The sequence below is a fragment of the Agromyces sp. CF514 genome, from assembly GCF_900113185.1.
GTDB lineage: Bacteria > Actinomycetota > Actinomycetes > Actinomycetales > Microbacteriaceae > Agromyces.
In genome coordinates, this window is record NZ_FOZD01000001.1 from 1,750,237 (window position 1) to 1,763,289 (window position 13,053).

The window sequence follows — 13,053 nt, forward strand, 5'->3', positions numbered from 1 at the left end:
GGATCGCGTCGCAACCCGACCGCACGGGGCCGTTCACCGCACGGTCGGCCGCCACGGCTCGAGCACGTGCGAGAGCCAGACCTCGGCCGGTTCCAGCGAGCGGATGAGCCGCTGCCCCTCGGTACGAGGCTCGTCGAGCTCGCCGAACCAGACGGCGCTGTCTCCGGCGATCACCACCGGGTGCTCGCCCGTCTCGATGACGACGATCTGCGAGCCCCGGGTATGGCCGGGCGCGGGAACCAGGCGCAGGCCGGGGAGCAGTTCGAACTCGCCGTCGACCGGCACGTACCGGACCCCGGGCTCGTCGACCCACTCGCGGATCGTGTAGTCGTCGAGGGTGCGGGCGTCTTCGAGCTCCCGACGCTGCACGTGGATCGGCGTGCCGGGGAAGCGGTGGTTTCCGCCGCAGTGGTCGAAGTGCAGGTGGGTGTTCACGATGAGGTCGACGCTCGCCGGGTCGAATCCCTGGTCGCGCAGCGGGACGATGCTGGGATCCATGTCGGCCACGGCCGGATGGAGCCGCGTGAACCCGGTGTCGACGAGCACGCGCGCGTCGGCGTGGTCGATGAGGTGCACGACGACGGGCATCGTCTCGCCTTCGACGTGCAGGTCGGCGACGTGCACGGGTATGACGGTCGTGGAGGTCATCGTCGCGCCTCGACCGGGAAGCGCGCGGCGAGGGCGTCGAGCATCGGGCCGAAGCTCTCGACCATCTGGTCGAAGAACTCCTGCTCCCAGTCGGCGCCGGAGCCGAAGGCGCTGGTCACCACGCGAACCACGCACGTGCCTCCGGAAGCCGCCTCGATGAGGAACTCCGTCGCGATCGGGGTGACGAGCGGGAGCCCGTCGTACACCTCGGACAGCGGGACGCCGATGCTCTCGAACCACTGCGCCATCTCGGGCGCGAGGTCTTCCGGGTGTTCGGCGATCGGCCACGGCTCCTCGTAGGCGAATCGGCGACCGGGCGCGTAGTCGGTGACGGTGCCGACCGACGTGGCGTCGCCGAGGTCGAACACGACTTCGCCGCCGATGCGCGGCTCCAACCGTGTCGGCGCCATCCACGAGGAGATGCCGTCGGCGGTCGCGAGCACCTGCCACACCTCGTCGGGCGTCGCCGCCAGCTCGTACGTGCGTTCCATGCGGTGTTCGGCTCGGCCTGCGTCTTCGCGGTCGTTCATGGCGAATCCTCCTTGGGTCGTGGGTACGACGAGACGGTCAGGCGGTGCGGGCGCCCCTCGTCGTGGTGGTACTTCGCGGCGAGGGCCGCGACGGCCGCCTGCAGGTCGGCGGCGAACGCCGCGCGATCGTCGGCGGAGGCGAATCCGATGACCGTGTCGACGGTCAGCGTCGGAATCCGCGCGCCGGACCCGGCCGAGTCGACGATGCCGCCGATCTCGGACACGGTCCGCGCGTTGACGGCGATCAGGTACGCGGCGGACAGGCGGTCGGCGACCTCGTCGGGGTCGGCGGCGCTGTGCTGCAGCACGCCCGGCGCGACGACGAGCCGGCGAGCGGAGCGACGGACGAAGCGCTCGCTGATGCCGCCCCACGCGCGCGTCTCGGCGGGCTCGACCAGCCCGTGGGCCTCGAGCGCCTTGAGGTGGTAGTTCACCTTCTGCCTGGTCGATCCGATCGCCGCCGCGACGGTCGTGGCGGACCCCGGCTCGGCCAGCGCCTCGAGGATCGACGCGCGCATCGGGTCGAGCGCGACCTCGACGGCCGCAGGGTCCGCGAGTACTCGCACCTCGTCCATGCGCTCACTGTACTTCTTGACAGTAAAACTTGTCAAGAGTGGTCCGATGATCATCGTGTACAGAATTCTTGACATGATGTCGAGAATCGCTTACCTTGGGCGTGTCAAGAATCCTTGACATATCTGAAGGGGGCGGCAGTGTCGTACGAAGAGAAGGGCGTCTGGTCGTTCCTGGCCATCGCCGTCATCGGCTACGCGGTCTACCTGGTCCTGCTGCTCCCGCGACTCGCGGGCACTCCGATCGGCGAGGTCGACTACGTCTGGCCGATGGTGTGGACCATCGGCGGCGCCATCGTCGCGGGCATCGTCTCGCGCATCCTGATCGAGATCGTCGCGCCGAGCGAGACCCATCGCGCCGATCAGCGCGACCGCGAGATCGAGCGCGCCGGAGAACGCGTCGGCAACTCGTTCGTCGTGATCGGCGCGCTCGCCGCGCTCGTCATGGCCTGGTTCGAGGTCGACTGGTTCTGGATCGCCAACGCGATCTACCTGTGCTTCGTGGTGAGCGGCATCCTCGCGAGCCTCACGAGACTCGCGGCCTATCGCACCGGGGGGTTCCAGGAATGGTGAAGCCCACCCGCGTGACCAACGCGATCCGCGCCCTGCGGTTCGCCCACGGCGAGATGACCCAGGCCGACCTGGCCTCCCGCATCGGCGTCACGCGCCAGACCGTCATCGCCATCGAGCAGGGGCGCTACTCGCCGTCGCTCGAGCTGGCGTTCCAGATCGCGAGGGCGTTCGGGGTCGCGCTCGACGACGTGTTCCAGTACCCCGCAGGGGAGTGAACGAGACATGACGACCATGAACCGGCAACACGTCGAGACCACGATGCGGGCGGTCGTGCAGCACCGGTACGGAGGGCCCGAGGTGCTCGCCCTCGAGACGGTTCCCGCGCCCGTGCCGAAGGCCGACGAGATCCTGGTGGCCGTGCACGCGGCCGACGTCGCTTCGGGCGACGTGCGCGTCATGCGCGGCGAGCCGAAGCTGTTGCGGGCCTTCTTCGGGCTGCGCCGACCTCGGGTGCCGACCGTCGGCCGCGACATCGCCGGCGTCGTGGTCGCGATCGGGGCGGGGGTCACGAGGTTCTCCGTCGGCGACCGGGTGTGCGGCGAGTCGTCGCAGGGCGGCTGGGCCGAGCTCGTCGCGCTGCCCGAGCGGTTCGCCGTGCGCGTGCCGGACCACGTCGGATTCGCGGATGCCGCGACGCTGCCCGTCTCGGCGGGCACCGCACTGCAGGGCCTGCGCCTCGCGGGCATCGACCCCGTGCGCCGGGCGGGCGCCGACACCGCCGAGGGCGGCGAGGCGCGGCCGAGGCTGCTCGTGATCGGCGCCTCGGGTGGCGTCGGCGGTTTCGCCGTGCAGCTGGCGGCCCTCGCCGGGTGCGAGGTAGTGGGGGTCGGCAGCGCCGACAAGGCCGAGCACGTGCTCGCGCTCGGTGCCTCGGCCGCGCTCGATCGCCGCACGGCGTGGGCGTCGGCCGAACCCGAGGGCTCCTACGACGCGGTGTTCGACCTGGCGGGCGCGCAGGCGCTCGGCGAACTCGCGCGGCTCGTGCGTCGCGGCGGCACGGTCGTGCTGTCGGCGGGCGGCGATGACGGATGGCTCGGGCCGATGCCACGACTGCTCGCGGCGACCGTGCGCAATCCGTTCACGCCCGTCGCGCTCAGGCCGCTCGCCGCTGCTCGCGACGTCGCCGACCTCGAGGCGCTCGTCGGGCTGGTCGCTGACGGACGCATCCGGTCGATGATCGACCGAGTGGTTCCGCTGGCCGAAGCGGCTTCGGCCGCACGTGACTTCCTGGCCGGCCGGGTGCGAGGCAAGCTCGTGCTCGAGGCGCGCTGAGGGTCGTGCTCGCAACAGGGGTCGCAACCGGCATTCGCGCCCGGCCGGTTCGGGTCCATCACCCCGTCGGTCGATCACCCGCTCCGGACCTCATCGACGACGTCTTCGACGGCCGCGGTGACGAGAGCCGGCTGCTCGACCTGGATTCCGTGACCGCTGTCGGTATCGCTCACGTGCGTCGCGTGCAGCGACTCGGCGAGCTCGGACTGGGCGGCCAGCCAGGCAGGCCAGGTCGATTCGCCCGGCGTCACCTGCAGATCCCACGGCCGATCTGACGACAGCACGACGGTCGGCACGGCGGGCGGTGCGTCGGCGCTGTCGAACTCCGTCAGCGTGGGCACGTAGGCGGGGCTCTCGGCATCGCCCGAGCGGGCGCCCTCGATGGCGCCCATCCACGCCCGCCATTGCTCGGCGGTGAGGCTCTGCTCGAGGTGGGTCGACGCGGAGTCCACCAGCACGAGGCCCTCGGTCGACTCCGGATGCGTGCGCGCGAACAGTTGAACGATGAGTCCTCCCCACGAGGCGCCCACCAAGACGTAGGGGCCGGTCTCGTCGGCAGCCGTGAGCAGCGCGTCGAGGTCCTCGACCCCCTGCCGGGCGGTCGTCGGCTGGGGCACCGGCGTGCTGGACGTCGGAGAGCCGTCGTCAAGGGTCACGCCCGGGCGATCGTACGCGCAGACCCTGGTGGATTCGGCGACGGCGGCGAAGACCGGCTCGACGGCGGGTTCCGACGCCGGTGAACCGGAGGGCGAGCCTGCGCCCGTGCTCGGCAGGGTGCTCCATTCGTCGGCGCCGCCGCCCGTACCCGAGACGAAGACGACCGTCGGCGACCCGGACCCGCGACAGGCGAGGAACATCTCGCGCCCGTCGCCGATGGCGACCAGGCCCGACCTGATGCCGCTCTGCGGTGCCGGGCGCTCTGAGGAATCCGGGGGCGCGCTCGGCAGGGCGGTCGCGCAACCGCTCAACGTGAGCGCGACCGCTGCCGCGGCCGCCGTCGCCCTGAAGCGCATGACCCCTCCGTCGTCGACTTCAGAAGGTGTTACGCGAAATCTAGCGGATGCCTCGCAGAACGGCGCCCGACGTCCGCGGCTCGCGCCGACCCGTGAAGGCTCAGCCCCAGGACGGCAGCCAGAAGTGCAGTTGCCGGAAGTCGGGCGTGATCGGCATCGCCGACCAGAGCGGGTAGAAGAACGCGGAGACGAGCACCGCGAGCACGAGGTAGACGCCGACGGTGGCGATGCCGCGCTCGCGGCGCCACCAGACGTCGTCGCGATCGCCGAGGATGAGCCCGGCGACCGCGGTCAGCCCGAGGATGAGGTACGGCTCGAACGCGATCGAGTAGAACTGGAACACCGTGCGGTCGAGGTACATGAGCCACGGCAGGTACCCGGCCGCGAGCCCGAGCAGGATGAGTCCGACCTGCCATTCGCGGTAGCGGGCCAGCCGGTAGACGAGGTAGAGGCATGCTGCCGCGGCGGCCCACCAGATGAGCGGGTTGCCGAGGCCGATGATCGACGACCAGCACGTGTCGCCGCCGCATCCGCCCGACCCGTCGTCGGTCGACGCGAAGTACATGTTCGTGGGCCGGATCATGAACAGCCAGGTGAGCGGGTTGGACTGCCACGGATGCTCCGCGTGCACGCCGATGTGGTACTGATAGGCCGAATCGTGGTACTTCCAGAGGCTCTGCAGCGCGAGCGGCACCCACGAGAACACGCCGGTCGCCCGGTTGGCGGGGTCGTCGGCCCAGTGCCGGTCGTAGCCGCCGTCGGTGGTGAGCCAGCCGGTCCACGACGCGAGGTAGACGACGAACGCGACCGGTACGTAGAGCAGGAACGTGACCGGGCCCTGCTTCAACAGCGCGCCCGTGGCCCAGAACGGCACGCCTGCGCGGCGCCGCGCGAGCAGGTCGACGAGCACGAGGTAGAGGCCGAACGCGGCGAGGAACCACAGCCCTGACCACTTGACCGCGGTCGTGGCGCCGAACGCGGCGCCCGCGGCGATCACCCACGGCCGCGACCAGAGCGCCGGACCGTAATGCGGTTCGTAGCCCGAGGCCCTGGCCGCGTCGAGGCCCCGATGCAGGCGGTCGCGCGCCCAGCCTCGGTCGAGCAGCACGAACCAGAAGCCGAGCAGGGCGAACAGCATGACCCAGTTGTCGAGCAGCGCCACGCGCGACATCACGATCGCGTTGCCGTCGATCGCGAAGAGCAGGCCCGCGAAGACCGCGAGGATCGTCGACGGCCACAACCGGCGCGCGACCATCATGAGGATGAAGACCGCCGCCGTGCCCGCGAGCGCGGTCGTCGCGCGCCACCAGAACGCGCTCTCGGCGCCGCCGAGTCCCATGCCGAGCGCGATCATCCACTTGCCGAGCGGCGGGTGCACGACGTACACGCCGTCATCGGAGAACGTGTCGGTGTCGCCGTTCGCGAACCCCTCGTCGGCGCCGTCCGGCCAGGTCGACTCGTAGCCGTTGTTCCAGAGGCTCCACGCGTCCTTCACGTAGTAGGTCTCGTCGAAGACGATCGCCTGCGGGTGCCCGAGGTTCCAGAATCGCAGCACCGCCGCGAGCAGCACCACGAGGGCCGGGCCGCCCCAGTACCAGAGAGCGCGTCGGCGCGGGGTCGCCAGCATGCGCGCCCACCAGTCGTCGAGCCGCGTGCCGCGGGACTCGGGCTCCGCATCGGCCACGGGTTCCGCTTCGGCCGCGCGCTCCGCGTCGGCCGCGGGCTCCGGTTCGGGTGCGAGCACGGCCCCTGCGCCTGCATCGGTCCCGAGGTCTGCGCCGGCCGCCTCGCGGGCGCGCTCGTCAGCGAGGTCGACGGATGCCGCGGCGGGCTGCTCGGCGGCGACAGGCCGGGTGTCGGGGGAGCCCACGGCATCCGTTCCTGAAGTCATGCGCCCCAGAGTAACCCGGGCGGCGCGTCGGGGAGCCGACACTCCACACGGCCGCGTGCGGGAGACTGGTGGACATGATCATCCTCGCGGCGACGCCCATCGGAAACCTCGGCGACGCGTCGGTGCGCCTGCGCGAGGCGCTCGAGGAGGCGCAGGTCGTCGCCTCCGAGGACACGCGCGTCACGCAGCGCCTGCTCGCGGGCCTCGGCATCGCGAACCGGCCGCGGCTCATCGCCCTGCACGAGCACAACGAGCGGCAGAAGGCGGCCGAGCTCGTCGAGCTGGCGCGCGACACGGACCTGCTCGTGCTGAGCGACGCGGGCATGCCGACCGTCTCGGATCCGGGGTTCCCGCTCGTGCAGGCCGCGGTCGCCGCCGGCGTCGACGTGACGGCGATCCCCGGGCCGAGCGCGGTGATCACCGCGCTCGCCGTGGCGGGCCTGCCGACCGACCGGTTCTCGTTCGAGGGCTTCCTGCCGCGCAAGGCCGGCGATCGCTCGCGGCGGCTCTCCGAGCTCGCGGGCGACCGGCGCACGCTGGTGTTCTTCGAGGGCCCGTCGCGCCTGGCGGCGAGTCTCACCGCGCTCGCCGACGCGTTCGGCCCCGATCGGCAGGCGGCGGTGTGCCGCGAACTCACGAAGCTGCACGAGGAGGTGCGGCGCGGCGGGCTGGCCGAGCTGGCCGAGTGGGCCGAAGCGGGCGTGCGCGGCGAGATCTGCATCGTCGTCGCCGGAGCCGAGGCGCAGGCGGCGGATGCCACGACGGCCCTCGACCGCGTGCTCGAGCTCGCGGCATCCGGAACCCGGCTGAAGGACGCGGCCTCGCTCGTGGCGGCCGAGACCGGTCTCGGCAAGCGCGACCTCTACGAGGCGGCCCTGGCGGCCCGATCGCGCTGACGTCGCGCGGCGCCTGTGCCCCGGCTGGCAATACCTGAGATTCCGTCCCCATTTCGGGGGGTTCTGGCGGACAATGGGAGTACAGCACAAGGAGGTGCGACATGGCCCACGAAGTCAGGTTCGCAGCGTTCGGCGGCCCCGAGGTGCTCGAGATCGCCGAGATGCCGGTTCCCGAGCCGGGTGAGGGCGAGGTGCTCGTCGAGGTGTACTCGGCCGGGCTCAACCCCGTCGACAGCGCGATCCGCCGCGGCGAGCATCCCGAGCGATGGCGGGTCGAACCGCCGTCGGGCCAGGGCCGCGACCTCGCGGGCCAGGTGATCGCGACCGGTCCGGGCGCCACTCGGTTCGCGCGCGGCGACGAGGTGCTCGGATTCGTCGACCGCGGCGCGCAGGCCACGCACGTGGTCGTGCCGCAGGACAACCTCATCGCGCGCCCGCCCGCGCTCTCGTGGGAGGTCGCCGGTTCGCTCTACACCGCGGGCACCACGGCATGGACGATCATCGAGGGGCTCGGGCTCCAGCCCAACGACACGGTCGTCGTGACGGCCGCGGCGGGCGGCGTCGGATGCCTCGCGGCGCAGTTGGCACGGCTGCGCGGCGCAGCGGTCATCGGCACCGCGCCCGACGCGCGATTCGACTTCCTGCGTCAGTTCGGCGTGATCCCGGTCTCGTACGGACCCGACCTCGCCGAGCGGGTGCGCGAACTCGCCCCGCACCCCGTGAGCGTGTTCCTCGACTTCCTCGGCGGCGAGGCCGCGGAGGCGCGCGCCCTCGGCGTGGTGCCGTCGCGGGTGTTCACCCTCACCGACTGGGACGCCGTCGAGCGCGAGGACGCCGTGCGTGCCGGCGCGGGCGACGTGATCGCGCTGAGCAGGGTCGCCGCGCTCGTCTCCGCCCGCCGCATCCGCCTGCCGATCGCCGACATCTTCCCGCTCGACCGCGTCGGCGACGCCTACCGCGCGCTCGAGAAGCGCGAGGCGCCGGGCAAGATCGTGCTCGGCATGCGCGTGGTCGACTACCCCAACCAGAAGGTCAGGGAGCCCGAGCTGAAGCAGCAGGACGTCACGCTCGGCGTGCCCACCGAGCACGCCCACGTCGACGTCGAGGAGGCCGTTCCGGCGGCGATCGGAGACGGCAGCGTACGGCGTCGTCGTCGCGAGGCGAACGCCCGCGCGACGGCCGATGCCGGTGGCGAGTAACGCGGCGATCGGGGCATCCGCTCGCCCGTAGGATTGACGTCATGGCCGACGCCTCCTCGTTCTATGTCACCACGCCCATCTTCTACGTCAACGACGTGCCCCACATCGGGCACGCGTACACCGAGGTCGCTGCCGACGTGCTCGCGCGCTGGCACCGACAGGCCGGCGAGCGCACCTGGTCGCTGACGGGCACCGACGAGCACGGCCAGAAGATCCTCCGCACCGCGACCGCGAACGGCGTGACCCCGAAGGAGTGGGCCGACAAGCTTGTCGCCGAGGCCTGGAAGCCGCTGCTCGAGACCGTCGACATCGCCAACGACGACTTCATCCGCACGACCGACGCGCGCCACGAGGAGAACGTCCAGAAGTTCCTCCAGCACCTCTTCGACGAGGGGCACATCTACACGGGCGAGTACGAGGGCTACTACTGCGTCGGCTGCGAGGAGTACAAGACCGAGTCGCAGCTCGTGCCGGGAACCGGCGAGTACGAGGGCCAGCTCGTGTGCGAGATCCACTCCAAGCCGGTCGAGCTGCTGCACGAGAAGAACTACTTCTTCCGCATGTCCGCGTTCGCCGACCGCCTGCTCGCGCTCTACGACGAGCAGCCCGACTTCGTGCAGCCCGAATCCGCGCGCAACGAGGTCGTCTCGTTCGTCAGGCAGGGCCTCGACGACCTCTCGATCTCGCGCTCGACCTTCGACTGGGGCGTGAAGGTCCCGTGGGACGAGTCGCACGTCGTCTACGTGTGGTTCGACGCGCTGCTGAACTACATCACGGCCGCCGGCTACGGCCAGGACGACGAGGCGTTCGCGAGCCGCTGGCCCGCGCAGCACATCGTCGGCAAGGACATCCTCCGCTTCCACGCCGTCATCTGGCCCGCCATGCTGATGGCCGCCGGCCTCGAGGTGCCGCGCGGCGTGTTCGGCCACGGCTGGCTGCTCGTCGGCGGCGAGAAGATGTCGAAGTCCAAGCTCACCGGCATCGCGCCGTCGCAGATCACCGATGTCTTCGGCTCCGACGCGTTCCGCTACTACTTCCTGCGCGCCATCTCGTTCGGCCAGGACGGCTCGTTCTCGTGGGAGGACCTGGCGGCGCGCTACCAGGCCGAGCTCGCGAACGGCTTCGGCAACCTCGCCTCGCGCGTGGTCGCCATGATCACGCGGTACTTCGACGGCGCCGTGCCGACCGCGGTCGAGTCGGCCACGACCGATGCCGACCGCGAGATCGTCGCGATCGAGCAGCGGGCGACCGAGTCGGCGTGGGCGGCCATCGACCGCATCGCGATCCACGACTCGATCGCCGCGTCGTGGGAGCTCGTCGACGCGCTGAACGGCTACATCACCTCCGAAGAGCCGTGGGCGCTGGCGAAGGATCCCGCGAACCGCGAGCGCCTCGAGACCGTCCTCGCCACGGCCTATCACGGCCTCGGCACGCTCGCCGTGCTGCTCTCGCCCGTGCTGCCCAAGGCCGCCGAGAAGCTCTGGACCGCGCTCGGCGCCGAGGGCACCGTGCAGGGCCAGCGCATCGACCGCGCGAACGAGTGGACGCCCGGCACCCGGGTCGCGCCGCTCGAGGCGCTGTTCCCCCGCGTCGAGACGGCCGAGTGATCCGCTCGGGCGACACGGCGGCCGTGCGGGCGACCACCGGGTGCACGCCGTGACCGCCGAGCACCTGCGCACGCGCGACGACGGCGGGCGGCCGGTCGAGTACCCGCCGCCGCCCGAGGGCCTCGCGGTCGGCGTCTACGACAACCACACGCACCTCGAGATCGCCGACGGCGCGCTGCCGCTGAGCGTGCACGAGCACCTCGAGCGCGCTGCATCCGTCGGCGTGATCGGTGCGGTCCAGGTGGGCACGGATGTCGCGACGAGCCGGTGGTCGGCCGAGGCCGCCGCGCGCGAGCCGCGCCTGCTCGCCGCGGTCGCCCTGCATCCCAACGAGGCCCCCGAGCTCGAGGCCGCGGGCACGCTCGACGACGCGCTCGCCGTGATCGACGAGCTCGCCGCGCAGCCCCGCGTGCGGGCGGTCGGCGAGACGGGGCTCGACTTCTTCCGCACGGGCGACGACGGCCGGCCGGCCCAGTTCCGCGCGTTCGAGGCGCACATCGACATCGCCAAGCGGCACGACGTCGCCATGCAGATCCACGACCGCGACGCGCACGACGACGTCGTGGCGACCCTGCGACGGGTGGGCGCGCCCGAGCGCACGGTGTTCCACTGCTTCTCGGGCGGCGGTGAGCTGGCGCGGCTCGCGGCATCCGAGGGCTGGTACCTCTCGTTCGCGGGCAACGTGACGTTCAAGAACGCCGAGAACCTGCGCGACGCCCTGCGGGTCGCCCCCCGCGATCGCATCCTCGTCGAGACGGATGCCCCGTACCTCACCCCCGCACCGCTGCGCGGGCGCCCGAACGCGCCGTACCTCGTGCCGCACACCGTGCGCTTCATGGCCGACGTGCTCGGCGCCGACCTCGACGAGCTCTGCTCCGATCTCGCGTCGAACACGCGCCGCGTGTACGGCTCGTGGGAGGATGAAGCCCGTGTGGGGGAGTGAACGACCGATCGGCCGTGGGGCGTCCGGCGTGAGGTGCGACGCGTGAACGCGCATCGCCATGAGGCCGAGGGTGCGCCGGCGATCGCGCGCCTGCTGGGGCCGGCCGAGATCCGCGACCTCGCCGAACTGCTCGACGTGACGCCGACGAAGAAGCTCGGCCAGAACTTCGTGCACGACGGCAACACCGTGCGGCGCATCGTGCAGGTCGCCGGCGTGCAGCCCGGCGAGACCGTGCTCGAGATCGGGCCCGGACTCGGATCCCTCACGCTCGGCCTGCTCGAGGCCGGCGCCGACGTCATCGCCGTCGAGATCGACAAGCGCCTCGCAGCGCAGTTGCCGCACACGGCGGGCGTCATGCAGCCCGGCACGAGCCTCACGGTCGTCACCGAAGACGCGCTGCGCGTCACCGAGCTCCCGGGCGAGCCCGTGCGGCTCGTCGCGAACCTGCCCTACAACGTCTCCGTGCCGGTGCTGCTGCACCTGCTCGAGCACTTCGACTCGTTGCAGTCGGGCATCGTCATGGTGCAGGCCGAGGTGGGGCACCGCCTCGCCGCCGAACCCGGCTCGAAGGTCTACGGCGCTCCGAGCCTGAAGGCTGCGTGGTACGGCGAGTGGCGCACGGCCGGCCAGGTCTCGCGCATGGTGTTCTGGCCCGTGCCGAACGTGGACTCCGTGCTCGTCGGCTTCGAGCGCGGCACCCAGCCGGGCACGATCGCCGAACGCCGTGCGACCTTCGCGCTCATCGATGCCGCGTTCCAGCAGCGCCGCAAGATGCTGCGCCAGTCCCTCTCCGGCGCGCTCGGCGGGTCTGCCGCCGCGGCGAGCGAGGTGCTCGAACGCGCGGGCGTCGCGCCAGAGGCCCGCGGCGAGCAGCTCGTGATCGGCGACTTCCTCCGCATCGCCCGGGCCTTCGAGGGGGCCTGATCCCGTGACCATCGCCTGGACCGAAGAAGCGGTGCACGTGCGAGCGCCCGGCAAGATCAACGTCTTCATGCGCGTGGGCGACGTGCAGCCCGACGGCTACCACGACGTCGCGACGGCCTACCAGGCGGTCTCGCTCTACGAAGACGTGCGGGCCTGGCCCGACGACGAGTTCAGCGTGGCGTTCGGCGGCAGCATCGACACCTCGGGCCTCGTCACCGACGGGTCGAACCTCGCGATCCGCGCGGCGAAGCTGCTCGCACGGGCGACGGGCGTCTCGGGCGGCGTGCGGCTCGAGATCGAGAAGCACGTCCCCATCGCGGGCGGCATGGGCGGCGGGTCCGCGGATGCCGCGGCGACCCTCGTGGCCTGCGACGCGCTCTGGGGCACGGCCCTGCCCAAAGACGAACTGCTCGCCCTCGCGGCGCAGCTCGGCGCCGACGTGCCGTTCTCGCTCACGGGCGGCACGGCGATCGGCACGGGTCGCGGCGACCGGTTGAGCCCTGCCCTGGCCACCGGATCCTTCCACTGGGTGCTCGCGGTCGCCGAGTTCGGCCTCTCGACGCCCGGCGTCTACGCCGAGCTCGACCGCATCCGCGACGAGGACGGCCGAAACGTGCCGCGTTCGCCCGTCGTCGACGCCGAGGTGCTGCAGGCGCTCCGCGCGGGCGACCCCGTGCTGCTCGCGCAGTCGATGCACAACGACCTCCAAGAGGCCGCGCTGCGGCTCGCGCCCGGCCTCGGCGGCATCCTCGACCTCGGCGAGGGCCACGGCGCGCTCGCCGGCCTCGTCTCGGGCTCCGGGCCGACCGTCGCCTTCCTCGCGGCCGACGCCGACACGGCGCTCGAGCTGCAGGTCGCGCTCTCGGCCGCGCGGCTCACGGCGATCCACGTGCACGGCGCCGTGCACGGCGCCCGCGTGCTCTCGAGCTGACGGGGCCCGCGCCTCCCGACCGAGCGCGCGTGCCGCGCGTTCAGGCGCGGCGGC

Annotated in this window: 14 protein-coding genes; 9 read left to right on the forward strand and 5 right to left on the reverse strand. The window is 71.9% G+C overall.

Annotated features, from left to right (window positions below; translation table 11 throughout):
* Positions 1-33: 33 nt before the first annotated feature.
* Genes BM342_RS07735 through BM342_RS07745 form a run of 3 tightly spaced genes read right to left on the reverse strand, consistent with a single transcriptional unit; the run spans position 34 to position 1,807 of the window.
* Complete coding sequence (locus BM342_RS07735; RefSeq protein WP_092964828.1) at positions 34-648, reverse strand: N-acyl homoserine lactonase family protein; 615 nt, start codon at positions 646-648, stop codon at positions 34-36.
* Complete coding sequence (locus BM342_RS07740; RefSeq protein ID WP_092964829.1) at positions 645-1,178, reverse strand: SRPBCC family protein; 534 nt, start codon at positions 1,176-1,178, stop codon at positions 645-647. The genes BM342_RS07735 and BM342_RS07740 overlap by 4 nt, the downstream gene beginning before the upstream one ends.
* Positions 1,175-1,807: an ArsR/SmtB family transcription factor gene (locus BM342_RS07745; RefSeq protein WP_255368603.1), complete on the reverse strand. Its 633-nt coding sequence runs from the start codon at positions 1,805-1,807 to the stop codon at positions 1,175-1,177. The genes BM342_RS07740 and BM342_RS07745 overlap by 4 nt, the downstream gene beginning before the upstream one ends.
* An 84-nt stretch (positions 1,808-1,891) precedes the next feature.
* On the opposite strand from BM342_RS07745, the gene BM342_RS07750 reads away from it, so the two are divergent.
* From BM342_RS07750 to BM342_RS07760, 3 genes are read left to right on the forward strand one after another with little or no spacing between them, the layout of a single operon-like run.
* Complete coding sequence (locus BM342_RS07750) at positions 1,892-2,323, forward strand: hypothetical protein (protein ID WP_092964831.1); 432 nt, start codon at positions 1,892-1,894, stop codon at positions 2,321-2,323.
* Complete coding sequence (locus BM342_RS07755; protein ID WP_092964832.1) at positions 2,317-2,538, forward strand: helix-turn-helix transcriptional regulator; 222 nt, start codon at positions 2,317-2,319, stop codon at positions 2,536-2,538. The genes BM342_RS07750 and BM342_RS07755 overlap by 7 nt, the downstream gene beginning before the upstream one ends.
* Before the next feature lie 16 nt (positions 2,539-2,554).
* A complete protein-coding gene (locus BM342_RS07760) occupies positions 2,555-3,595 on the forward strand; it encodes a quinone oxidoreductase family protein (protein ID WP_177232103.1) in 1,041 nt (346 codons plus the stop codon).
* Between the two features lie 74 nt (positions 3,596-3,669).
* On the opposite strand, the gene BM342_RS07765 is transcribed toward BM342_RS07760, so the two are convergent.
* The gene (locus tag BM342_RS07765) at positions 3,670-4,608 is read right to left on the reverse strand and encodes an alpha/beta fold hydrolase (RefSeq protein ID WP_092964834.1); all 939 of its coding nucleotides are present in this window, start codon (positions 4,606-4,608) and stop codon (positions 3,670-3,672) included.
* 100 nt (positions 4,609-4,708) lie between these two features.
* The gene (locus BM342_RS07770) at positions 4,709-6,499 is read right to left on the reverse strand and encodes a dolichyl-phosphate-mannose--protein mannosyltransferase (RefSeq protein WP_255368604.1); all 1,791 of its coding nucleotides are present in this window, start codon (positions 6,497-6,499) and stop codon (positions 4,709-4,711) included.
* Between the two features lie 74 nt (positions 6,500-6,573).
* Between BM342_RS07770 and rsmI the strand changes: the two genes are divergently transcribed.
* The 6 genes from rsmI to BM342_RS07800 all read left to right on the forward strand — a co-directional run bounded on the left by rsmI (position 6,574) and on the right by BM342_RS07800 (position 12,999).
* On the forward strand, positions 6,574-7,395 hold the full coding sequence (rsmI, locus tag BM342_RS07775) for a 16S rRNA (cytidine(1402)-2'-O)-methyltransferase (protein ID WP_092966674.1): 822 nt from the start codon (positions 6,574-6,576) through the stop codon (positions 7,393-7,395).
* 101 nt (positions 7,396-7,496) lie between these two features.
* Complete coding sequence (locus BM342_RS07780; protein ID WP_092964835.1) at positions 7,497-8,594, forward strand: NADP-dependent oxidoreductase; 1,098 nt, start codon at positions 7,497-7,499, stop codon at positions 8,592-8,594.
* 41 nt (positions 8,595-8,635) lie between these two features.
* Entirely contained in the window at positions 8,636-10,201 is a 1,566-nt protein-coding gene (gene metG / locus BM342_RS07785) for a methionine--tRNA ligase (protein WP_092964836.1), read from the forward strand.
* Positions 10,202-10,250: 49 nt separating this feature from the next.
* Positions 10,251-11,144 (forward strand): TatD family hydrolase, encoded by an 894-nt coding sequence (locus BM342_RS07790; protein ID WP_092966676.1) that lies wholly within the window; start codon positions 10,251-10,253, stop codon positions 11,142-11,144.
* 81 nt (positions 11,145-11,225) lie between these two features.
* Complete coding sequence (gene rsmA, locus BM342_RS07795) at positions 11,226-12,068, forward strand: 16S rRNA (adenine(1518)-N(6)/adenine(1519)-N(6))-dimethyltransferase RsmA (protein ID WP_092966678.1); 843 nt, start codon at positions 11,226-11,228, stop codon at positions 12,066-12,068.
* 4 nt (positions 12,069-12,072) lie between these two features.
* Positions 12,073-12,999, forward strand: a complete 927-nt coding sequence (locus tag BM342_RS07800) for a 4-(cytidine 5'-diphospho)-2-C-methyl-D-erythritol kinase (RefSeq protein WP_092964837.1) — start codon at positions 12,073-12,075, stop codon at positions 12,997-12,999.
* Positions 13,000-13,053: the final 54 nt, after the last annotated feature.

Excerpts from the sequence above, each read along its gene's own strand:
- BM342_RS07735 (WP_092964828.1), bottom strand. The coding sequence starts at position 648 with ATGACCTCCACGACCGTCATACCCGTGCACGTCGCCGACCTGCACGTC.
- BM342_RS07740 (WP_092964829.1), bottom strand. The coding sequence starts at position 1,178 with ATGAACGACCGCGAAGACGCAGGCCGAGCCGAACACCGCATGGAACGC.
- BM342_RS07745 (WP_255368603.1), bottom strand. The coding sequence starts at position 1,807 with ATGATCATCGGACCACTCTTGACAAGTTTTACTGTCAAGAAGTACAGT.
- BM342_RS07755 (WP_092964832.1), top strand. The coding sequence starts at position 2,317 with ATGGTGAAGCCCACCCGCGTGACCAACGCGATCCGCGCCCTGCGGTTC.
- BM342_RS07760 (WP_177232103.1), top strand. The coding sequence starts at position 2,555 with ATGAACCGGCAACACGTCGAGACCACGATGCGGGCGGTCGTGCAGCAC.
- BM342_RS07765 (WP_092964834.1), bottom strand. The coding sequence starts at position 4,608 with ATGCGCTTCAGGGCGACGGCGGCCGCGGCAGCGGTCGCGCTCACGTTG.
- BM342_RS07770 (WP_255368604.1), bottom strand. The coding sequence starts at position 6,499 with ATGACTTCAGGAACGGATGCCGTGGGCTCCCCCGACACCCGGCCTGTC.
- rsmI (WP_092966674.1), top strand. The coding sequence starts at position 6,574 with ATGATCATCCTCGCGGCGACGCCCATCGGAAACCTCGGCGACGCGTCG.
- BM342_RS07780 (WP_092964835.1), top strand. The coding sequence starts at position 7,497 with ATGGCCCACGAAGTCAGGTTCGCAGCGTTCGGCGGCCCCGAGGTGCTC.
- metG (WP_092964836.1), top strand. The coding sequence starts at position 8,636 with ATGGCCGACGCCTCCTCGTTCTATGTCACCACGCCCATCTTCTACGTC.